A 21933-nucleotide genomic window follows, 5' to 3' on the forward strand; every position below is an offset into this window, starting at 1 on the left:
GAAATCCGTTCGACAATGGATTCACACCGGCCATTCGACGACGCGCGGCCAGTACTCCTGCCTCCCTTCCCGAAAAGGGTGACCCCGATGACTCCCATCGAATTCGCCGTGCCCGAACAGCACGACTTCACCGGGTCGATGCCGCTCACCGGATTTCTGCACCGCAACGCCGACAGTGACCGTCCGGCATTCACCTTCGTCGACTACAGCGCGGACCGGGCCGGGATCGAGCACACCCTGACCTGGCGCGAACTGGACGTGCTGGCCAGGGCACTGGCCGCGCAGCTGCGCCAGACCACCGCGCCCGGCGCCAGGGTGGCCATCCTGACCCCGCACGACCTCAACTACGTGGTGGCCTTCCTGGGCTGCCTGTACGCGGGCGTGATCGGGGTGCCGCTGTTCGCGCCCGAGGTGAGCCTGCACGGCTCCCGGCTGGTCGGTGCGCTGGCCGACTGCGATCCCGAGGTGTGGCTGGCCACCGAGCACGCGCTGCCCCAGGTGCGCAAGCTGCTGGACGGCGAACTGGCGCCCAGCCCCAAGCAGGTACTCGCGGTGGACAAGGTGGATCCGCTGGCCGCGGTGGGTTTCCGGCCCGCGGTGGTGGCCATGGACGATCCGGCCTACCTGCAGTACACCTCCGGTTCCACCCGCGCGCCCAGCGGCGCGGTGATCACGCACCGGAACCTGGTGGTCAACTCGGCCCAGATCGCCGCCGCCTACGGCATGGACCAGAGTTTCACCTGCTCCGGCTGGATCCCGTTCTTCCACGACATGGGCCTGATGTCGATGCTGGCGGTGCCGGTGCTGCTGGGCGCGCGCGGGGTGTTCTGCACGCCGTTCGCCTTCCTGCAGCGGCCGGAGCGCTGGCTGCGGCAGCTGGCCGCGCACCCGAACACGCTGACCGCCGCGCCCAACTTCGCCTTCGACTACGCGGCCGCGCGCAGCAGCGCGGAGTTCAAGTCCACTGTGGACCTGTCTCGGGTCAAGGTCATGATCAACGGTAGTGAACCGGTGCGGGCCAAGACGATCGAGCGGTTCAACGCCGCCTTCGGCCCGGCCGGACTGCGGCCCGAGGCGCACCGCCCGTCCTACGGCCTGGCCGAGGCGACCGTGTACGTGACCGCCACCGGCGCGGCCGGACCGACCGTGCTGCGGGTGGACCGGACCGATCTCAGCGCCGGGCGGCTCACACCGTCCACTTCGGACACCGCACTGGCTTTGGTCGGCGCGGGCAGCGGGATCGGCTTGCGGGTGCTGGTGGTGGATCCGGCCACCGGCGGTGCGCTGCCCGAGGGCACGGTGGGCGAGGTGTGGGTGCACGGGCCGAACGTGGCCAACGGGTACTGGCAGAAGCCCGAGGAGTCCGCGGAGGACTTCGACGGCCACCTCACCAACGGGCCGGAGTCGGCCCCGCGCCGCGGCTGGCTGCGCACCGGGGATCTGGGCGCCTTCCACGACGGCGAGCTGTTCATCACCGGGCGGGCCAAGGACCTGATCATCATCGACGGCAAGAACCACTACCCGCAGGACATCGAGGGCACCGTGCACGAGGCGCACCCGGCGGTGCGGCGAGACTACGTGGCCGCGTTCGCGTTGTCGGACAACGATTCCGAGCGGGTCGTGGTGATCGCCGAGTACTCCAGGCACGCATCGGAGGAGGACCGCGATCCCGATCTGGTCGGACTGGCCGTGCGGCAGGCGGTCGCGGCCCACCACGACCTGCGGCTGGCCGATTTCCGGCTGGTGCCGCCCGGCAAGGTGCGCCGCACCTCCAGCGGCAAGATCGCCCGCAACGCCACCCGCGAGCAGTACCTCGGCGGGGTTTACGGGGAGCGGCTATGACCACCCAGCGGCAGCTCCAGGACTGGTTGCTACTCCGGATCGCGGAGGCCACCGGCCGCCCGCCCGAACAGCTCGACATCCACCAGCCCCTTGACAGCTATGGCCTTTCCTCCCGGGACGCGGTCGCGCTGTCCGGGCAGCTGGAGGAGCACCTCGACCGCAGTCTTCCGGCGACGCTGGTCTGGGAGTACCCGACGATCGCCGGAATCAGCGCGGCCCTGCTCGGTGTGGCCGCGCCGAAGGCCGCTGACGCCGCCCCGCCCGCGGCGTCAGCGGCCCCCCAGCACACCGAACCGATCGCGGTGGTCGGCCTCGGCTGCCGTCTGCCCGGCGGGGTGCACGGCCCGAAAGCCTTCTGGGACCTGCTTTCCAGCGGCCGGGAGGCCATTTCCGAGGTACCCGAACAGCGCTGGGCCGGGCACGCCGGCTCGCCGGAGGCGGCCGAGGTGCTGGCCCGCACCACCCGCTGGGGCGGCTACCTGGACGACATCACCGGTTTTGACGCCGACTTCTTCGGCATCAGCCCGCGCGAGGCCGCCGGGATGGACCCGCAGCAACGCCTGCTGCTGGAGGTGAGCTGGGAGGCCCTGGAGCATGCCGGCATCGCGCCCGCCGGGCTGCGCGGCAGCCGGACCGGGGTGTTCGTCGGGATCAGCGGCAACGAGTACGGGCAGCTGGCGATCAGCGAGGCCGAGCGGATCGACGCCTGGAGCGGCACCGGGGCGGCGCTGAGCATCGCGGCCAACCGGCTCTCCTACGTGCTGGACCTGCGCGGACCCAGTGTGGCGGTGGACAGCGCCTGCTCCTCCTCGCTGGTCGCGGTGCACCTGGCCATGCAGAGCCTGCGCGCCGGGGAGAGTGCGGTGGCGCTGGCCGGGGGTGTGAACCTGTTGCTCTCGCCCGGTGTCACGGTCAATTTCGACCAGATGGGCGTGACCTCGCCGGATGGCCGGTGCCGGGCCTTCGACGCGGCGGCCAACGGCATGGTGCGCGCCGAGGGCGCCGGAGTGGTGGTGCTCAAACGACTTTCCGACGCCCGGCGGGACGGGGACCGGGTGCTCGCGGTGCTCCGTGGCTCCGCGGTCAACTCCGACGGCCGCTCCAACGGCATCACCGCGCCCAACCCCGAGGCCCAGGAAGCCCTGCTGCGCACCGCCTATGCCAACGCTGGCATCGAACCGTCCGAAGTGGACTATGTGGAGGCGCACGGCACGGGTACGTTGCTCGGAGACCCGATCGAGGCAGGCGCGCTGGGTGCGGTGCTCGGCGCGGGCCGGGATCCGGCGGCGCCGCTGCTGATCGGGTCGGTGAAGACCAACGTGGGCCATCTGGAGGCCGCGGCTGGCATCACCGGGCTGATCAAGGTGGTGCTCGCGCTGGCCAACGACGCCATCCCGGCCAGCCTGCACTTCACCGAGCCCAACCCGCACATCCCGTTCGACCGGCTGGGCCTGGCGGTGGCCAGTGATTCCCGGCCGTGGCCGCGTCAGGACCGCCCTGCCCGCGCCGGAGTCTCCGGCTTCGGTTTCGGCGGCACCAACGCGCACGTGATCGTCGAGGAGGTAGCCGCGACTGCCTCCACTTCGACGGCGGAGGGGCCGGACGGCTACCTGTTGTCCGGCCCCTCTCCAGAACGCATCCGGGACACCGCGGGCAGTCTGGCCGAATGGCTGGTCACCGCCGAGGCCGATCTGGGCGCGGTGCGGCACGCGCTGCACCGCCGGTTCGCCGGACCGAGCCGGGCCCTGATCACCGCCTCGGACAAAGCAGAACTCCTGGCCGGACTGCGTACGCTGGCCGCGGGCCGGGTCGCGCCGAACATCGCCGCGGGCCGCGGGGACCGGCTGGGCGCGGGTGTGGTGTGGGTGTTCTCCGGGCACGGCTCGCAGTGGGCGGGCATGGGCGCGGAACTCCTGGCCACCGAACCGGCCTTCGCCGACGCACTGTCCGAAGTGGACGAACTGGTGCGGGAGCTGGCCGGGTTCTCGCCGAAACGGCTGCTGCTGGACCGGGCCGAGCTGGACGGTTTCGCCGTGGTGCAGCCGACCTTGTTCGCCGTGCAGGTGGCCCTCGCCGAGCTGTGGCGCTCTTACGGTGTGCGGCCGGACGCGGTGATCGGGCATTCGGTGGGCGAGGTGGCCGCCGCCGTGGTGAGCGGCGCGTTGTCGCTGGCCGACGGCGTGCGAGTGGTGTGCGCCCGGTCCCGGCTGGCCGCGGAACTGGCCGAACCCGGCGTGATGGCGGTGCTGGAACTGCGCGCCGAGGAGGTCGCCGCGGTGGCCGCCGGACTGTCCGATGTGGACATCGCGGTGCACAACGCGCCGGAGCAGACCGTGGTGGCCGGACCGGCCGGGTCGGTGGCGCGGCTGGTCGAGCGAGTCGAGGCGAGTGGGCGGATGGCCCGCCTGGTCAAGGTGGACGTGGCCAGCCACTCCGCCAGGGTGGAACCGGTGCTGCCCGCACTGGCCACCGAACTACGCGGGCTGCGCGGTCGCACACCGGAGATCCCCTTCTACAGCACGGTGTCCGAGCGGCCCGCCTTCGACGCCGGGTACTGGGTGGCGAACCTGCGGCAGCCGGTGCGCTTCGCCGACGCGGTGACCACGGCGCTGGCCGCGGGTTACGGGGTGTTCCTGGAGATCGCGCCGCATCCGGTGCTGGCCCAGGCGATCACCGAGACCGCGCGGGCGCACGGGTCCGAGCCGGTGGTGCTGGCCAGTCTGCGCCGGGACGAACCCGAACGCGCGCAACTGCGGCACGAACTGGGCCGGTTGCGCCTGGCCGGACATCCGTTGCCGCGCACCAAGGGCACGCCTGCCGAGCTGCCGACCACGCCCTGGCGGCATCAGCCGTACTGGGTGGCGCCAAGCCGCCGCCGCGGCGCGCTGCCCGCCGGACACCCTTTCCTGGGCACCCACCTGGAACTGCCAGAGGACGGTCGGCACCTGTGGTCGGCCGAGATCGGCCTGGAGGCGTTGCCCTGGCTGACCGATCACCGGGTGGACGAGGTCCCGGTGCTGCCGGGCGTGGCCTACGCGGAGATCGCGCTGTCCGCGGCGAGTGCGGCCTTCGGCCTGCCGGTCAGCCAGGTGCAGGCCAGCGACGTGGCCCTGCACCGGCCGCTCGCCCTGGGCGCGCGCACCGGGCTGACCACCGTGCTCATCCCCGGCGGCGACCTGCGTGGCCTGGTCAACATCTACAGCCGGGCCGAGGACGACGCCTGGGTGCTGCACGCCACCGCCAAGGTCGCCGCCGCCGAACCAGTGTCCAGTGTGGACATCGAACCCTTTGACGGCTCGGATGTGCTTGCCGGGGAGGGCATCGAGCGGGCCGAGCTGTACCGGCGGCTGCGGGCGCTCGGCCAGCAGCACGGACCGGCCTTCGCCGGGGTCACCGAGGTGCACGCCACCGGCGACGGTTGCGCGGCGGCCAGTGTGGTGCTGCCCGAACAGGCCCCGCCCAACCCGCGCTTCGCCGCGCACCCGGCGGTGCTGGACTCCTGCCTGCAGGTGCTCGGCGCGGCGCTGCCCCCGGCCGCGGACAACGAGTTGCACCTGCCGATGGAGTTCGGCGCGATCCGGGTCTACGGCGAGGTCGGCCGGGGCGGGCTGTGCCAGGTCACGGTGTCCGGCGAGGGCGGCGGGGTACTGGCCGACGTACGACTCAGCGATCCGGACGGCAGGCTCGTGCTGGAGATCAACGGCGTGTTCGTGCGCCGGGTGCGACGCACCGAACTGACCGTGCCACTGGGTGAGCTGCTGCTGGAAACCGTGTGGCAGCGCGCTGATCCGCCACCCGGCCCGGTCGCCGAGACCAGCGGGACCTGGCTGGTGATCGGCGAGGACGACCGGCTGACCTGCGACCTGTCCGACGGCCTGCTCGCCGCGGGCAGGCACCCGATTCTGCTGTCCACTATGGACACCACTCCCGAACTGCTGACCAGTGTGCTCGACCAGACCACACCGGCCGGGATCGTCCTGGTGCAACCGGAACCGGACGGTCCCGAGGGCCTGGACGCGGCACTGCGGCTGACCGTGGCCGCCTCCACCTTGGTCGGCGCGCTCGCCGACCGCGGACGCACGCCCCGGTTGTGGCTGCTCGGCGCTGGCGGCGCGGATGTGGTGGGCGCGGAACTGGTGCGCCCGGCCGCGGCCGCGCTGCGTGGTCTGGCCAGGGTGCTGGCCTTCGAACAACCGGCGCTGCGGGCGAGCTGGGTCGACGTGGACGCCACCGCCGCCGTGACCGAGTTGCTGACCGAACTGCTCGGCGGCGGCACCGAGGACGAGGTGGCCTGGCGCGGCGGGATCCGTTACGCGGCAAGGCTGCGGCGGGCCACCCTGCCCGAACCGGGCGAGGCCCCGGTGGTGCGTTCCGGCGGCGCGTACGTGGTCACCGGCGGACTCGGCGGGCTGGGCCTGGTGCTGGCCCGCTGGCTGGTCGAACGCGGCGCGGGCAAGGTCGTGCTCAACGGCCGGTCCAACCCGAACTCAGCCGCCCAGCAGGTGATCGCCGAACTCCGCGCGCACGGCGCGCTGATCGAGGTGGTCACCGGCGACATCGCCGATCCCGGGGTGGCGGAACAGATCGTGGCCACCGCCCAGGACGGCGCCAGCCTGCGCGGCGTGGTGCACGCGGCCGCGGTGCTCGACGACCGGGTGCTGGGCAGGCTGGACGCGGACAACGTGCGCCGGGTGTGGCGCCCCAAGGCCTATGGCGCCTGGCGATTGCACGAGGCCACCGCCGGACTGCCGCTGGACTGGTGGCTCGGCTTCTCCTCCGCGGCCGCCCTGCTCGGCTCCCCCGGCCAGGCCGCCTACGCCGCCGCGAACGCCTACCTGGACGCGATCACCGCCCGCCGCCGCGGCGAGGGCCAGCCCGCCGCCACCATCAACTGGGGCACCTGGGCCGAGGTCGGCCTGGCCGCGGACCGCGAGGTCGGCGCGGTCGCCCCGATCACTCCGGAGCAGGGCCTGACCGCTCTGGAGGCGGTACTCGCCTCCGGTCGCGCGGCCACCGGCGTGCTGCGCCTGGACGTCCGGGCGCTGGCCGAACTGTTCCCGGCGGCGGCCCGCACCCCGTTCTTCGCCGACCTCATCCCGGCCGCCCCAGCCGCCACCCCGGACTGGCCCGGCGTCGCCGCACTGTCCACAGTGGACCCATCCGAGGCCCGCCGGATCGCGGGTGGCCAGTTGCGGGCCCGGATCGCCGGACTGATGGGCTTCGCCGCCGAGGCGCTGCCCACCGACACCCCACTGACCGGGCTGGGCCTGGACTCCCTGCTCGCGGTCCGGGTGAAGAACGCGGTACAGCACGACTTCGACCTGACCCTGGCCACCGCGCTGCTGCTGCGCGGGGCGAGCCTGGCCGAGCTGGAAAGCTGGCTGTTCACCGAACTCGCCCTCGGCGCAAGGGAATCCGGCCCGGTCAAGCCGGTGCTGGTGCCCCCGAGGGACGCGGCGGAACGCCTGGTCGGCGCGGTGTGGCAGGAGGTGCTGGTACGCCCGGTCGGCGTCACCGAGACCTTCGAGGCCGCCGGCGGCACCCCGGTGCAGGCCGAGCGGATCGCCGCGCTGCTGGCCGAACGCAGCGGTCGCACGCTGCGGGTGGACGAGCTGTTCGCGGTGCCCACGGTGGAAGGCATGGCGCGCTGGGTGCGGGAGCGGGAGGTCGGCAGCGGCCAGTCCCCCCTGCGGGTGCTCCGCCGCGACGGCGGCCAGCCCCCGCTGTTCTTCTTCCACCCGGCAGGCGGCGACACGGCCGTGTACCGGCAACTGGTCGACCTGCTCGACGCCGATCAACCCGCCTACGGCCTGGACCGCGTCGACCACGTACGCGAGCTGACCGAGAAGGCCGGGTGCTACCTGGACCACGTCCGCGCGGTGGCGCCACACGGCCCGTACCGGCTCGCGGGGTGGTCACTGGGTGGATTCCTCGCCTACGAGGTAGCCCAGCAACTCACCGCGGCCGGTGCCGAGGTGGAGCTGGTGGCGATGATCGACTCGCTGAACCCGCTGCCGCTACCGGCGGGCCTGGACGAGGTGCGGCTGGCCGAACTCCGCTTCCGCCGTTTCGCCGACTTCCTGGAAACCAGCTACGGCAGGCGGATCGAGCTGCCCTACGACGTGCTGGCCAGACTGGGCGATGAGGAGCAGATCGACCTGCTGATCGACCAGATGACCACGCACGAGCTGGTCAACGTCGAGGTCAGCACCGCGATCCTGCACCACCAGCGCACGTCCTTCCTGGACACCAGGGTGCTGGAGCGGTATCAGCCGGAGCTGTATGACGGCCGGGTCGTGCTCTACAGTGCCGCGGAGAAGACGCCTGGGGGGTTGAAGGATCCGCGCTTCGACCGGGATGACGCGCCGTTGGGCTGGGACGAATTCTGCCCCGGCCTGGAAGTGGTCCGCGTCCCCGGCCACCACCTCTCAGTCCTCGACCCACCCAACGTCGAGGTCATCGCCACCCACCTCCGCGACCTCCTCCGCTCCCTCACCCCAGCCCCCCACCACCCCTGACGCCGAGTTGGCCCAACTGGTACAGCCAGTTGGGCAAACTCGCCGTACCAGTTGGGCCAACTGGGCGGGCTACAGCTCTGGGTCGGACTCCACTACTCGCCAGCTCACCGAGCTGATGCCGGGTTCCAGGCTCAGGCGGCTGACCGCGCTCTCCAGCTCGGTGCCCTGTTTGCCCTTGCCGGACAGTCTCGCGGTGACCTCGACCTTGCCGGAGGCGCCCAGGTCCTCGCTTTCCAGGCCCTGCAACACAAATCCGGCCGAGGTCACCGACTGGACCACCAGGGCCCGGATGTGGGCCTCCTCGGCGTCGCGGCAGACCGCCTTGAAGTCGTACAGGTAGCGGCGATCCGTTTCGGACTGGGTGCGGTCCACCTTGCGGGCCAGGGAACGCAGGACCACGTTGGCCAGCACGATCGCCACTGCGCCTGCCGCGGCGATCGGGTACAGGCCCGCGCCGGAGAGGCAGCCCACGCCCGCGGCGCCCCAGATGGTGGCGGCGGTGTTGATGCCGCGCAGGCTGACGCCGTCTCGGATGATCACGCCGGCGCCCAGGAAACCGATGCCGGAGACCACCTGGGCGGCGATCCGGGTGGGGCTGCCCTCTCCTGGGGTCAGCACGCTGAGCAGGACGAACAGCGCCGCGCCGGTGGCTACCAGGGCGTTGGTGCGCAGGCCGGCCATCCGGGCCCGCCACTGCCGCTCCAGGCCGATCATCGAACCGAGCACCAGGGCCGAGCCCAGGCGGGCGCCGACCTCCCACCACAGCAATGTCATGACCGCTCCCCGTCCGCCAGCACCAACTCGTGTGCGACCGCGTCGAAGTCGAACAGCTCGCCGTAGCGACCCCAGTCCACCGCCACGGCGAGTTGCCGCATCGCCTCCTGTTGGGTGAATCCGCGCCGCAGCAGATCCAGGAAGAAGGTCTGCCGCAGGCGGCCGGTGCGGCTGGTGCGCAGGGCGTGCGTGATCATGCCGATCAGCGGGGCGTTGGCCTCGGCGAGTTTGGCGAACTGGCGTTTGCTGTCCGGGATGTTGGCCTCGGCCCAGGCCTGGCCCTCCAGGGTCAGGTGCGCGCCCGCGCCCGCCACCTGGACCAGGCCGAGCATGCCTGCCGCGTCCACCAGTGGCATCAGGTCGTCGACCTCGAAGGACAGCTTGGCGGCCAGCTCGGGCAGCTCGGCCCGGCCGCCGCTGCCCGCCACCAGCTCGACCAGCCCGGCCAGGCCGCCGACGGTCGCCTCGGGCAGTGGGCGCATCAGCGGGGTGCGCGGGTCCGGGATCGAGCGGCCCGCGGCCGAGCCGGTGAGCGCGGTGTAGATCTGGTCCACCACGGCCAGGAAACCGGCGCCGCGCCGGTCCCTCGGCCTGCTCAGCGGCACGGTGATCTCCGCGGTGATCCGGCCAGGGTTCGCGCCCAGCACCAGCACCCGGTCGGCCAGCAGCACCGCCTCCTCAATGTTGTGCGTCACCACGCAGATCGCCCTGGTCGGGAACTTCGCGCTGCCCCACAACGCCATCAGCTCGCTGCGCAGATTCTCCGCGGTGAGCACGTCCAGCGCGGAGAACGGCTCGTCCATGAGCAGCGCGTCCGGCTCCAGCACCAGCGCACGGGCGAAGCCGACCCGCTGCCGCATGCCGCCGGAGAGTTCCTTCGGGTAGGCCCCGGCGAACCCGTCCAGCCCGATCAGGTCGATCATCTCCTCGGCCCGCCGCCGCCGTTCCGCGGGCGCGACGCCGCGGGCCTGCAGGCCGAGTTCGACGTTCTCCCGCACGGTCAGCCAGGGCAGCAACGCGAAGCTCTGGAACACCATGGCGGTGCCAGGGTTGGCCCCGCGCAACTGCTCGCCGCGGTAGCTGACCCGGCCGCTGCTGGGCTCGATGAGTCCGGCGATGGTGCGCAGCAGGGTGGACTTGCCCGAACCGGACTTGCCCAGCAGCGCCACCACCTCGCCCGCACGCAGTTCCAGGTTGATGTCGGCCAGCACGGGCAGGCCGGTGAAGTTCTTGGAGACGTGCTCCAGCGCCACGATGGTCATCTCGGTACTCCTTGTGCTCAGAGGCGGTAGCGGCGCTGGGCGTGGGCCTGCAGTGGCCGCCAGCAAAGCCGGTTGAGGGCGACGACGTAGACACTCATGACCACGACGCCGATCAGGATGTGCGGCTGGTTCCCGCCTTCGGTGGCGGTCTTGATGTAGGCGCCGAGGCCGGTGGCGGTGAGCGTGTCCCCGCCGTAGGAGACGTACTCCGAGACGATCGAGGCGTTCCACGCCCCGCCCGCCGCGGTCAGCGCGCCGGTCACCCAGGCCGGGAACACCCCGGGCAGGATCAGCCGCCGCCAGCGCAACCAGCCGCGCAGCCGCAGGTCCGCGGCGGCCTCGCGCAGGTCGGCCGGGATCGCGCTGGCCCCGGCGATCACGTTGAACAGCACGTACCACTGCGCGCCCAGGCTCATCAGCAGGATGCCGCCCCAGTCCAGCGTGACGCCGGTGCCGATCAGCAACGCGGTGACGAACGGGAACAGGAAGTTGGTCGGGAAGCTGGCCAGCACCTGCACCACCGGCTGGGCCAGCCGGGACACCCTCGGGTGCAGCCCGATCCACACCCCGATCGGCACCCACACCAGCGAGGACACCGCCACGATCAGCAGCACCCGGCCGAAGGTGACCAGCCCCAGCCAGGCAGCCTCACCGACATCGGCCCAGCTCGCGGTGCCGGAGAGGTAGCCGACCGCGGACACCGTGCCCCAGCCCAGCAAGGCCAGCACCGCCACCAGCAGCAGCGCGTCCCCGAACCGGCGGCGACCCGGCGCCACCGACCAGTCCGCCCGCGGCCTGCCGAACACCCTGGCCACCCGGTCCAGCCCCTCGCCGAGGGGCCGCGACAGCGCACCCAGACGGCGGGGCAGGCTGGAGCGGCGCAGCAGGTCCAGCACCAGGCTGCGTGGTGCGGTCGCCGCCTCGGCCTCCTCGATCCGGAACCGCTCGGCCCAGGCCGTCAGCGGCCGCCAGAACAGCAGGTTCACCGCCAGCACCAGCAACACCATCGCGCCGATCGCGAGCAGCAGCCGGTCGTCCTGCGCGCGTTCGGTGGCCGCGGCCACGTAGGAGCCGATGCCGGGCAGCGCGCAGGTCTGGTTGAGCACGCTGATCGCCTCTGCGGCCACCACGAAGAACCAGCCGCCGCCGAAACTCATCATTCCGTTCCACAACAGCGGAATCACCGTGCTCGGCGCGTCCAGCTTCCAGAACCGTTGCCAGCGGGTCAGCCGCAGCATTGTCGCGGCCTCACCGAGTTCCCGCGGCTGGGCACGCAATGCCTGATACCAGGCGAAGGTCATGTTCCACGCCTGCGAGGTGAAGATGGCGAAAATCGACGCGCATTCCACGCCCAGGGTGGAACCGGGAAAAAGCCCGATGAAACCGGTGATCGTGATGGACAGGAAGCCCAGGATCGGCACCGACTGGAGAATGTCCAGCGCGGGCAGGATGACCCGCTCGGCCCGCCGGGACCGCGCCGCCAGCGTGCCCACCACCATGGTGAAGGCCAGCGAGAGCGCGAACGCGGCGAACATGCGCAGCAGCGTGCGGCCGGCGTAGTAGGGCAGCACCGCCGGATCAGTGCTGATCTGGGCCAGTGAGTGGTCGGCGGGCAGCGGGTCGAGGGTGCCGGCGCCGAGGCGGATGGCGAGGTAGAGCAGCAGGCCGACGCCGAGTGCGACGGCGGCGTCAACCAGGACGGTACGACGGCGTGCGGGCACGCCAAGGACTGCGAACATGACAGAGTTCCGAACTGTGCGAAAGCCGGAAAAGGGCAGCAGAAGTCACCGGCTACGCCAGCTCAGGGCGCACCGGGAAATAAGGAAAGAAAGAAGTCAGAAGCGACTACTAGGAGGATCACCGAGAGTCATGGGCGATCACCTCCTAGCGCGCGAAATCGAGCAAACCTTCAGCAGGCTAGCAGCGATTCCGCATCAGCTCCAGCGTTGCTCGTCCCATGTGAACGGGATCCCATGTCCGGACCCGCTGCCCAGGTGCAGAGAAATTCCGGCTGGCCACAACCGCAACAACAGGTCGAACCGGAACAATCCGCCCACCCGTTCCCTGGGTTCGTAGACCAGCAGCGCGAGTGGACTCTCCGGCGTGGCCTGTGCGGCCGCCTCGGCCAGCACGGTCCGCCCCTGCGCACGCTGCGCCGGCGAGACGTACTGCCACACCACCGAATGCCAGACCACGGTGAGCACGCCCGGTCGCGGCTGGGCCAGATGCCGCCGCAGCCAGTCCGGTCCGGCGGCGCGTTCCACCTTCACCGGATCGTCCACGGCCAGCCGCATCGCGCGCTGCAACCGGCGCCACCGATCCAGCTGATCCGGCCAGACGAAGGAGGAGAGCTGCCGCTGGCCATCCAAAGTGGACACATCAACCGGTGTGAGGTCACAACCGGCGCGCTCGACGAGTTCCAGCGGCACGTCCAGGTCGGTGGGCGGCAGGCCGGTCCACTCCGGGTCCAGCTGCAACCGGCTGCGCTTGTCCCCGAGCACCCGGCCGTCGGCCAGCCGGTAGCCAACCCGGTGCGGGCGCAGGTTGAGCCCGCCGCTCGCGCCGATCTCCAGCAGCCGCACCGGATACGGCTCGGTGCGCCCGGCGGCCTTGGCGGCCCGGCCCGCGGCCACCAGCAGCCCGCCGTAGAGCGGGGCGGTGCGGCCGGGCTCGTTGGTCTGCACGACCGTGGAGCGCACCAGGCCACGCAGTTCGTCGGCGTACTCGGCGAGCACCGGTTCGGCGTCCGACCAGAGCTTGCCCAGATCGGTGGCACCGCCGACGCTGGGGTAATGCTTTGCCAGGCCGGGGGCCTTGCCCTCCAGCACCAGCCGATGCAGTGAGCCTGCGAATCGCAGACCGGGGACAGTTCCGCGGCGGTCCCGCTCGGATCCGGCCATCACCGACGCCGTGACGCCACCGGCGGCCAGATCTTCGGCAGCGGCGGTCAGCAAGGCGTGGTTGAGCGGACTCCGCTGGCGGCAACCACGGGCGGCATCCTGGAAAAGCTCCACGAGCACAGAGGCGAGGCTAGTCCCCCGGCGCGCTGATCGGCAGTCCCCCCAAGGGTTTTCACCCTGCTGCCCAGCGTCACCGGGGGTGCCGTTGATCACTACCGAATGTCGACCGCGACCGCGTTGTAGGGCGTGGTCGGAGTAGGCGGAGTGGTGAATCGGGCGTTCGGCAGGTACAGCCGGTGACCGAACTGGGCGACGGTGGCCGGCACGTCGAAGCGCGGGTCGGTGATCGAACGGGTCAGCTTGCCGCTGCCGCCGTCGGCGGCGAGCCTGAACTCGGTGACCACGTTGAGCCGGTTCTGCACCACGTAGAGCGTGCGGCCGTTACGCAGCAGGCCGTCGCCGTTGGTCAGCAGCGCACCACCCAGGTCCACCGTGCTGGCCACGCCAGTGCGAGGGTCGACCCGGAACAGCTTGCCGGTGTTGGACTGCACCACCAGCAGCGCGTCCCCGGCAGGCGTGGTGACCAGGCCGTTGGCGTTGACCCCCTCGCCGACCTGGGCGAACTCCCCGGTCAGCGGGATCTTGGTGATCTTGTCCGCGGCGGGCAGCGCGCCATCGCGACCCAGCGGGAGCCGGTACAGCGCCGGGTTGCGCGAGTCGGTGAAGTAGGCCGCGCCCGGGGTCAGCACCACGTCGTTGATGAAGCTCTTGCCCGCCTCGGCGAAGGCGTAACTGGCAAGGACCTTGCCGGTCCGGGTGTCCACCACCCGCGCGTCCCCACCGGTGCCGCCGGAGACGAACAGCCGTCCGCGCCAGTCGGTCTTGAGACCCAGCGAGGGCGTGCCCGGCCCCTTGCTGAACACCGCGCCCTTGCCACTGGCGAGATCGACCCGGTAGATCGAACCGTCCACTCTGGACCCGAAGTAGGCGCTGGCCCCGCCGATGGCCACGCCCTCCGGCTGGAACCCGTTCGGTAGCGCGAACTCGGCCGGGAAGGGCGCCGTTCCGGCCACCGCGACCGGCGCCCCGGCCAGCGCGGTCACCACCACCGCGGTCCCCGCCAACAGTCTCCGCACGCGCATCGCTGGTTCCTCTCACCCATGGCGAAACCTGACGACTGGACCCTGTCGGACCCACCTGATGATCCGCTGAAGATGGTGGCGCGACGGCGATTCAGGGGTTCATGGTGCGCGGTCCGTTGCGTGGAACGACACCCCGCCGGAGGGAATCCTCATGGGTCAGCCGGATCCACAACCGCACCCGAGGACGGCTGAGCAGCACCAGCACCGCCACGCACACCGCGAGCATGACGAAGGTGCCCAGCGCGGGCAGCAGGCCGACCGAAATGCCCCGCATCAGCGAACGGACCAGGCCGATCGAGCAGATCAGGATCGGCAGCGCGGTGGCCAGCTGGGACTGCTGGAGGTTGGGGAAGTCCTGGTGCGCCAGGGAGAACGCGCCGAGCAGGTTGAGCAGGCCGGGACCGGCCACGATGACCGCGATCGGGATCATCACGACCAGACTGCCCTCGCCGCCGATGCTCGCGGCCAGGATGACCGCGCCGAAGGCCAGCATGCCGAGCGCGAGCAGGTAGTTGAGCCCGATCGCGAGCGAGACCTCGCTCGGGCGGTTCGCCTGTCCTGGAAGGACCCGGTAACCCGGCTGCGTCATCGTCTCCCCCTGACTGGACTGCCCCGGCAAGCTACCGCACCCGGCGGCCGAACGGCCTACCCTCGGCCCCATGACGCGGGTGCTGGTGGTCTCCGACGAGGTGGTGGCGCAGCTGTGGACCGAGCAGGTCCGCCAGCACCAGGTCGACCTCATCCTCGGGGCAGGCGACCTGCCGTTCGACTACCTGGAATACCTGGTCAGCGCACTGGACCGGCCGTGCGTGTTCGTGCCGGGCAACCACGATCCCGACCTGTCCGGCTACAGCAACGTGCGCGGGCTGTGGACCAGGGACGGCATGCCCGCGCGCTGGCCGGGCCCGGCCGGGGCGGCCAACATCGACGGCGCGGTGGTGGACGTGGCCGGGTTGCGCATCGCCGGGCTGGGTGGCTCGATCCGGTACAACACCGGGCCCAACCAGTGGACCGAACGCCAGCAGGCCCGGCGGGCCCGGCGGCTGGTCCGGCAGGCGAACTGGCGCAGGCTGCGCGACGGCAAACCGGTGGACCTGCTGCTCACCCACTCCCCGCCGCTGGACTGCGGCGACCGGGACGATCCGCCGCATCGCGGCTTCGCCTGCCTGCACGACACCGTGCACCGGCTGCGCCCACGGCTGCTGCTGCACGGCCACATTCACCCGCACGGTGAAACGACACCCGATCGTCGGCTCGGCGACACGCTGGTGCGCAACGTGGTGGGCTATCACCTGCTGGAGATCGGATCGACCGAGGAGGTTCGGCGTGCGCGGTGACACCGGTTTCCCCCGGGCCGACGCGGAGAACGACTTCCTGCGCGCCCGGCGGCGGCAGGTGCTGTCCCGGCTGGCCGCCTGGCTGCGCCGGGAGCCCGACGACGTGAACATCATGCTGCCATTCGACGAGGTGGTGGCCGCGCTGGGCAGGCAGAGCCAGCGGCGGCTCGGGCTACAGGTGATCCGGCTGGACTCGATCGTCGGCAGCGTGGACCGGACCAGGGATTTCGACCGCCGGTTCCGGCCGACCTCGGCCAGGGTGCGGGAACGGTGGGAGCGGCTGGCGCTGGCCCAGCGGCGCGGGGAGAGCGTGCCGCCGATCGAGGTCTACCGGATCGGCGACCTGCACTTCGTCAACGACGGGCACCACCGGGTCTCGGTGGCGCACGCGCTGGGCCTGCGCACCATCGAGGCCTACGTGACCGAGGTGCGCACCACACTGGATCCCTACGGCGTGCGGCACCGCGGCGACCTGATCGTCAAGGACTACCGGCGGATCTTCCTGGAACGGGTGCCGCTGGTCGGGCAGGCGCGGGCCGCGGTGGTGATGAGCGATCCGTGGGACTACGCCGAGCTGGGCGAGTCGATCGAGGCCTGGGGCTTCCGGCTGATGCAGGACGAGGGCAAGTTCAGCGACCGGGCCACCATCGCGCAACGCTGGTTCGCCGAGGAGTTCACCCCGGTGGCAGGCATGCTGCGGCAGGCCGACCTGGTCGGCGAGCGCACCGAGGCCGAGGCGTACCTGGTGGTCAGCGGCGAGCGCTACCGGCTGATCCGCACGCACCGGTGGAGCGATGAGGTGGTCAACGCGCTGCGGGACCGGATGCGGTCCTAATCGTCGCCCAGGCGACCCGCCTGCCGTCACCGGTGGGCGTGTAGCCCCAGGTGTGCGCGACCGCGGCCAGCTCCCGGCCGCGGTCGAAGCCGCCGCCGAGCTGGGGCAGGAACGGGTCGTCCACCCGCACCGCCACGGTGAGCAGCCCGTCGCACAGCTCCACCCGCAGCAGCAGGCCATCGCTCCAGGAGGCGTCCCCGGCCAGCGCCTCGAAGATCAGCCGCTCGGCCACCGCGGTCGCCGGCCCCGCGGCCTGCGGCACACCCCAGTTCTGGCACACCTCGCCGACCACCTCGGCGATCCACTGCGGGCTGACCCGGCGCACCGGCACGCTGAACCGCACCCGGTCGCGCGGCGCCGTGTCCAGCACCGAGGCCAGCGCCCGCGCCACGGTCGGGAACACCGGCACGAACTCCAGCACGGTGCTGCGTTCCATCACCGCCCGCAGCTCCGGACCGGGCTCGGCCAGCAGCAGCGGCACGCCCGGCCAGCGGGCCACGGACAACCGGACCACGGCGAAGACCGACAGCGGCGCCGGCGTGTGCGCGGCGAGCCCGGACAGGTCGACCACCAGCGCGTGCGGGGCCGGATCCACCGCGTGCAGCAGCACATCGCGCAGCTGCGGGTAGGAGCTGGAATCCAGCAGGCCCCGCACCCGCAGCACCGCGGCGGTGCCCCGGGTTTCGATCTTGGTCGCCAGGACGCTGTCCTCGACCGACATCATCTCCAGCCTCGCTCTCAGGGCGGCCCGCGAGGACTCTGATCAGGGATTAGTGGCGGTGGCGTCGATTCGAGGGGGGAGTTCGGACATCGACGCCACCCGCCTCCGGCACGGCCACGCAGGGGTCAGCAAACGCGTCGCGCCGGTCCAGAAGGCTCCCGGGGGGGTGGAACCCTCTGCCTGACATCGTCGGTCCCGCGCGCCGCCGAAAGGACGGGATAAATACCTATCTTTGGCCCGAACCGCCGGATTGACTACGCCGTTGCGCCACCCAGGCCGCGATCCGGGCCCGCGAGCTGAAGCCCAGTTTCTGCAGGATCCGCTCCACGTGGCCCTCGGCGGTGCGCACCGCGATCACCAGCCGGTCGGCGATCTCCTTGTTGGACAGGCCCTCCGCGACCAGCTCGGCGACCTGCCGCTCCCGCCTGGTCAGCACGCTGGGCTCGGCCGTCCGATCCGGCCGGGGCCGGGCAGGCGGGCGTTCGCCAAGGGCCAGGTCGATGGCGGCCTCGGTGGTCAGGTCCCGGCCGCGTTCGTGCGCGGCGGTGAAGGCGGCCGCGCTGACGGCCGCCCTGGCGGTGTCCGCGCACCGGGCGTGCGGTTCGGTGAAGTAGCGCGAGCCGAACAGCGGGTAGCCGACCGCGCCCCACTGCGCCTCGGTCGCGCCCAGCAGCGCCGCGGCCCGCTCCGGCTGGCCCTGCGCGGCGGCGACCCAGGCCAGCAGCTCCACCGCGAGCACGATGCCGAGCAGGTCGTGGAAGTCCCGCTTGGCCCGCAGCGCGGCACAGGCGCCCTCCCGCGCGGCGGCCAGGTCGCCGCGGCAGAAGTCGACCAGGCCGAGGCAGAAGGTGGCGTAGGCCTGGGCCCAGCGCTCACCGGCCGCGGTGCTCAGCGCGCAGGCGGCGTGGCACAGCTGCGCGGCGCGGTCGAACTCGCCGCGGAAGGCCAGTGCCACGGCCAGTTCGACGTAACACATCAGCACGTGCCCATCGAGCAGGTCGAGCCGGTGGTAGTGCGCCATCGCGGTCTCGAACAGTTCGACCGCCTGGTCCAGGTCGTCGCCGATCAGGCTCAGGCAGCCCTGCCGGTGGATGGCGTAGGCCAGCACCACATCGTCGCCGTCGGTCTCGGCCAGCGCCCTGGCCTCGGTCAGGGCGGCCACCGCGAGGTCCACCTTGCCCTGCAGGGTGGCCACGTAACCGTTGACCCACAACGCTTTGCGCCGGGCCGGGTGATCCGCCGGGCTCAGCTCCAGCGCCCGGCCCAGCCAGTAGCCGCCCTCGGCCAGGTAACCGCAGCCCGCCCAGTAGCACCACAGCGCCCCGGCCAGGCGCAGCCCGTGCTCGGTCCGGTCCGCCTCGGTCAGGCAGAACTCCAGCGCGGCCCGCAGGTTGGCGTGCTCGGACTCCAGCCAGCGGAAGGTCTCCAGCTGCCGCGGCCCGAACCACTCGTGCTCGGCCCGCTCGATCAGCCGCAGGTAGTGCCCGCAGTGCTTGGTCCGCACCGTGGTCTGGGCGGCCGCGCCCAGCTTCTCCCTGCCGAACTCACGCAGCGTCTCCAGCAGCCGGTAGCGGGCGCCGCCGGGATGGTCCTCCCGGCACAGGATCGACTTGTCCACCAGCCCGGCGACCAGGTCGAAGACCTCCTCCACCAGCAGCCCGTCGCCACTGCACACCGCACCGGCCGCGGCCAGGTCGAAGGTGCCCGCGAAGACCGAGAGCCTGGCCCACAGCAGTTGCTCGCGCGGGGCGCACAGCTCGAAGCTCCAGTCCACGGCGGCGCGCAGGGTCTGGTGCCTGGGCAGGGCGGCCCGGCTGCCGCCGGTGAGCAGGCCGTAGCGGTCGTGCAGGCGTTCCTCGATCTCGCCGACGGTCAGCGCGCGCACCCGCACCGCGGCCAGTTCGATGGCCAGCGGCAGGCCGTCCAGCTGCTGGCACAGCCGGGCCACGGTGGGCCGGTTCTCCGCGGTCAGCGCGAAGTCCGGGGCCACCGCGGTGGCCCGTTCGGCGAACAGTGTCAGCGCGGTGTCCGGTTGCGCGGCCGCGGCCGGATCGGGCACGACCAGCGGTGGCACCGGCCAGACCTGTTCCCCGGCCACGCCCAGCGGTTGCCTGCTGGTGGCCAGCACCCGCAGCCCCGGCGCGGCGCGCAGCAGCCGGGCGGCCAGTGTGGCGCAGGCGTCGAGGAGGTGTTCGCAGTTGTCCAGCACCAGCAACAGGGTCCGGGCCCGCAGTTGTTCGGCGAGCACCTCAAGGCGGTCCCGGCCGGTGTCGTCGTGCAGGCCGAGCGCGGTGGCCACCGCGTGCGGCACCAATTCCGGACCGGTCAGGTCGGCCAGTTCGACCAGCCAGACCCCGTCCCGGAAGGAGCGGCGCAGTTCGGCGGCGGCCCGGGCGGCCAGCCTGGTCTTGCCGACCCCGCCCACTCCGGTCAGGGTGAGCAGTCTGGTGCCGCTGAGTTGTCGTTTGACCTCGGCGATATCCGGACGGCGCCCCACCAAGGTGTTCACCTCGGCCGGCAGGTTCCCCGCCGGTCGCGGTGACAGCGCGCTCCCCACGTGACGACCCTAGGTTGCCAGGGGTAGTCAATCAACCACGGTCAGCGTGGTGCGCCCGACCGGTCCACCGCTTCCTTGATCGCCCGGTCGACCGCCTGCTGGAACGCGGTGACCACGGCCCGGGTGGTGGCCGGGCGTAACTTGCGCAGGGCGACGATCAACTGCTCGCGTTCCTCGGGCAGTCCGCCGTGCTCCCGGTAGGGCCGCAACACCCGGTCGGCGAACAGCTTGCGCAGGTCCAGCGCGATCCGGTCGGCGTGCTTGTTGATCACCTCGCCGGCGTCCATCAGCAGCTCGAACGGCATCGGCAGGTCGACCAGCTCCAGTGCCAGGGAGAACTCCACCGCGCTGGCCACCCGGAATCGGCCCGCGCCCAGGTCCTCCAGCACGTGCAGCATGACCAGCCTGCCCAGTTCCGCGTCGGTGAGCCGCCGCCCGGCCCGCCGGTCGACCGCGTCCCGGTCCATCTCCTCGTACTCATCGGCCGCCCAGGGCGCCACCAGCGCGCCGTGCAGGGCGATGTCCTGCACGGTGGCATCCGGTTCCAGCCGGGCCATGTAGCGCTCGACCGCGGCCAGGGTGAAGCCCAGGTTCTGCAGTTCGCGGATCAGGTCCAGCCTGGCCAGGTGCTCGGGGCCGTACAGACCGACCCGGCCGCGCAGTTGCGGCGGCGGCAGCATGCCCTTGCCCGCGTAGAAGCGGACCGTGCGCACGGTCATCCCGGCGCGGGCGGCCAGCTCGTCCACGGTGAGCATCGGATCGGCGGCGTTGAGCACGGATTGGACAATACACCCCTGTTGGTGTGACAGTGATGATGTCACACTCATCACGGCACATTGACCTGATGGAGGTACGGCATGGCTGGCCCGCTGAGCGGGATCCGGGTGGTCGAGCTGTCCGGGCTCGGTCCCGGCCCCTTCGCCGGCATGCTGCTCGCCGACCTGGGCGCCGATGTGGTGATCGTGCAGCGTCCTGGCGGCACCGCGCTCACCGGCGGCGGCGGCCGCTACGACCTGCTCAACCGCGGCAAACGCTCGGTGCTGGCCAACCTCAAGGACCCGGCCGACCGGGACACCGTGCTCGATCTGGTCGAACGCGCCGACGTGCTCATCGAGGGCTTCCGCCCCGGCGTCACCGAACGCCTGGGCCTGGGTCCCGAGGACTGCTGGTCCCGCAACCCCAAGCTCGTCTACGGCCGGATGACCGGCTGGGGCCAGGACGGCCCCTGGTCGGCCATGGCCGGCCACGACATCGGCTACATCGCGGTGACCGGCGCGCTGGGCGCCATCGGCCGCGCCGACGGCCCGCCCCAGGTCCCGCTCAACCTGCTCGGCGACTTCGGCGGCGGCGGGATGTACCTGGTGGTCGGCGTCCTGGCCGCGCTGCTCAACGCCAAAACCACCGGCCAGGGCCAGGTGGTGGACGCCGCCATCGTGGACGGCACCGCCCACCTGTCCACCCTCATCTTCGGCATGCTCGCCAGCGGCGGCTGGCAGGACCAGCGCGGCGTCAACATGCTCGACACCGGCGCCCCGTACTACGACGTCTACCCAACCGCGGACAACCGCCACCTGGCCGTGGGCGCGATCGAACCCCAGTTCTTCGCCGAGCTGCTGGCCAAACTCGACCTCACCGACACCGCCCCGCCCCAGCACGACCCGGCCCGCTGGCCGGAACTCCGCGGCCAGATCGCCACCGCGATCGCCGCCCACCCGCTGTCCCACTGGACCAAGGTCTTCGACGGCAGCGACGCCTGCGCCGCCCCCGTCCTGACCCTGTCCGAAGCCCCCAGCCACCCGCACCTGGCTGCCCGCGACACCTTCACCACCCGCGACGGCGTCCCCCAGCCCGCCGCCGCCCCCCGCTTCTCCAAGACCCCCAACACCCCCACCGCCGCACCCCCCACCCCCGGCCAGCACACCGAGGAAGTCCTGTCGGACTGGGGCGTCCCCCGCCATGCCTGACCCCGCCAGCGCCGAGTTGGCCCAAGTCGTACGCATAGTTGGCCCAACTGGCCGTCCCACTTGGGCCAACTCGACGACCCA

General features: G+C 71.9%; 14 protein-coding genes. 5 read left to right on the forward strand and 9 right to left on the reverse strand.

Features of this window, described 5'->3' with window-relative positions:
- The first annotated feature begins 87 nt into the window (after positions 1 to 87).
- Together ACTOWY_RS31955 and ACTOWY_RS31960 are read left to right on the forward strand one after the other, a co-directional pair.
- Entirely contained in the window at positions 88 to 1842 is a 1755-nt protein-coding gene (locus ACTOWY_RS31955) for a fatty acyl-AMP ligase (protein ID WP_441313326.1), read from the forward strand.
- On the forward strand, positions 1839 to 8360 hold the full coding sequence (locus ACTOWY_RS31960; protein ID WP_441313327.1) for an SDR family NAD(P)-dependent oxidoreductase: 6522 nt from the start codon (positions 1839 to 1841) through the stop codon (positions 8358 to 8360). Before ACTOWY_RS31955 ends, ACTOWY_RS31960 begins: the two co-directional genes overlap by 4 nt.
- 69 nt (positions 8361 to 8429) lie before the next feature.
- Here the strand turns inward: ACTOWY_RS31960 and ACTOWY_RS31965 are convergent, their stop codons facing one another.
- The 6 genes from ACTOWY_RS31965 to ACTOWY_RS31990 all read right to left on the reverse strand — a co-directional run bounded on the left by ACTOWY_RS31965 (position 8430) and on the right by ACTOWY_RS31990 (position 15027).
- Positions 8430 to 9134 (reverse strand): MgtC/SapB family protein, encoded by a 705-nt coding sequence (locus ACTOWY_RS31965; RefSeq protein WP_441313328.1) that lies wholly within the window; start codon positions 9132 to 9134, stop codon positions 8430 to 8432.
- Entirely contained in the window at positions 9131 to 10396 is a 1266-nt protein-coding gene (locus ACTOWY_RS31970; RefSeq protein ID WP_441313329.1) for an ABC transporter ATP-binding protein, read from the reverse strand. Before ACTOWY_RS31970 ends, ACTOWY_RS31965 begins: the two co-directional genes overlap by 4 nt.
- Positions 10397 to 10413: 17 nt before the next feature.
- A complete protein-coding gene (locus ACTOWY_RS31975; RefSeq protein WP_441313330.1) occupies positions 10414 to 12135 on the reverse strand; it encodes an ABC transporter permease in 1722 nt (573 codons plus the stop codon).
- Between the two features lie 195 nt (positions 12136 to 12330).
- Entirely contained in the window at positions 12331 to 13416 is a 1086-nt protein-coding gene (locus ACTOWY_RS31980; protein ID WP_441313331.1) for a DUF2332 domain-containing protein, read from the reverse strand.
- Positions 13417 to 13508: 92 nt separating this feature from the next.
- Positions 13509 to 14438 carry a superoxide dismutase gene (locus ACTOWY_RS31985; protein ID WP_441313332.1) on the reverse strand — a complete coding sequence of 310 codons (930 nt, stop codon included), beginning with the start codon at positions 14436 to 14438 and terminating at the stop codon, positions 13509 to 13511.
- Between the two features lie 91 nt (positions 14439 to 14529).
- Positions 14530 to 15027, reverse strand: a complete 498-nt coding sequence (locus ACTOWY_RS31990) for a hypothetical protein (RefSeq protein WP_441313333.1) — start codon at positions 15025 to 15027, stop codon at positions 14530 to 14532.
- A 70-nt stretch (positions 15028 to 15097) separates the two neighbouring features.
- Here ACTOWY_RS31990 and ACTOWY_RS31995 point away from each other — a divergent pair, with 70 nt between their 5' ends.
- Positions 15098 to 15775: a metallophosphoesterase family protein gene (locus tag ACTOWY_RS31995; RefSeq protein WP_441313334.1), complete on the forward strand. Its 678-nt coding sequence runs from the start codon at positions 15098 to 15100 to the stop codon at positions 15773 to 15775.
- On the forward strand, positions 15765 to 16610 hold the full coding sequence (locus ACTOWY_RS32000; RefSeq protein WP_441313335.1) for a chromosome partitioning protein ParB: 846 nt from the start codon (positions 15765 to 15767) through the stop codon (positions 16608 to 16610). The genes ACTOWY_RS31995 and ACTOWY_RS32000 overlap by 11 nt, the downstream gene beginning before the upstream one ends.
- Here ACTOWY_RS32000 and ACTOWY_RS32005 read toward each other — a convergent pair.
- The 3 genes from ACTOWY_RS32005 to ACTOWY_RS32015 form a co-directional block, all read right to left on the reverse strand.
- Positions 16579 to 17334 carry an STAS domain-containing protein gene (locus tag ACTOWY_RS32005; RefSeq protein WP_441313336.1) on the reverse strand — a complete coding sequence of 252 codons (756 nt, stop codon included), beginning with the start codon at positions 17332 to 17334 and terminating at the stop codon, positions 16579 to 16581. The genes ACTOWY_RS32000 and ACTOWY_RS32005 overlap by 32 nt on opposite strands.
- A 223-nt stretch (positions 17335 to 17557) precedes the next feature.
- Complete coding sequence (locus ACTOWY_RS32010; protein ID WP_441313337.1) at positions 17558 to 19888, reverse strand: ATP-binding protein; 2331 nt, start codon at positions 19886 to 19888, stop codon at positions 17558 to 17560.
- 41 nt (positions 19889 to 19929) lie between these two features.
- Entirely contained in the window at positions 19930 to 20664 is a 735-nt protein-coding gene (locus ACTOWY_RS32015) for a MerR family transcriptional regulator (protein ID WP_441313338.1), read from the reverse strand.
- Positions 20665 to 20745: 81 nt separating this feature from the next.
- Here ACTOWY_RS32015 and ACTOWY_RS32020 point away from each other — a divergent pair, with 81 nt between their 5' ends.
- Complete coding sequence (locus ACTOWY_RS32020) at positions 20746 to 21852, forward strand: CaiB/BaiF CoA transferase family protein (RefSeq protein WP_441313339.1); 1107 nt, start codon at positions 20746 to 20748, stop codon at positions 21850 to 21852.
- Positions 21853 to 21933: the final 81 nt, after the last annotated feature.

The organism is Crossiella sp. CA198, from assembly GCF_052078295.1.
Classification (GTDB): Bacteria; Actinomycetota; Actinomycetes; order Mycobacteriales; family Pseudonocardiaceae; genus Crossiella.

Bases quoted from the DNA above. Each gene is read 5' to 3' on its own strand.
- ACTOWY_RS31965 (WP_441313328.1), bottom strand. From the start codon at position 9,134: ATGACATTGCTGTGGTGGGAGGTCGGCGCCCGCCTGGGCTCGGCCCTG.
- ACTOWY_RS31990 (WP_441313333.1), bottom strand. From the start codon at position 15,027: ATGACGCAGCCGGGTTACCGGGTCCTTCCAGGACAGGCGAACCGCCCG.
- ACTOWY_RS31970 (WP_441313329.1), bottom strand. From the start codon at position 10,396: ATGACCATCGTGGCGCTGGAGCACGTCTCCAAGAACTTCACCGGCCTG.
- ACTOWY_RS31960 (WP_441313327.1), top strand. From the start codon at position 1,839: ATGACCACCCAGCGGCAGCTCCAGGACTGGTTGCTACTCCGGATCGCG.
- ACTOWY_RS31975 (WP_441313330.1), bottom strand. From the start codon at position 12,135: ATGTTCGCAGTCCTTGGCGTGCCCGCACGCCGTCGTACCGTCCTGGTT.
- ACTOWY_RS32005 (WP_441313336.1), bottom strand. From the start codon at position 17,334: ATGATGTCGGTCGAGGACAGCGTCCTGGCGACCAAGATCGAAACCCGG.
- ACTOWY_RS31985 (WP_441313332.1), bottom strand. From the start codon at position 14,438: ATGCGCGTGCGGAGACTGTTGGCGGGGACCGCGGTGGTGGTGACCGCG.
- ACTOWY_RS31955 (WP_441313326.1), top strand. From the start codon at position 88: ATGACTCCCATCGAATTCGCCGTGCCCGAACAGCACGACTTCACCGGG.
- ACTOWY_RS31995 (WP_441313334.1), top strand. From the start codon at position 15,098: ATGACGCGGGTGCTGGTGGTCTCCGACGAGGTGGTGGCGCAGCTGTGG.
- ACTOWY_RS32020 (WP_441313339.1), top strand. From the start codon at position 20,746: ATGGCTGGCCCGCTGAGCGGGATCCGGGTGGTCGAGCTGTCCGGGCTC.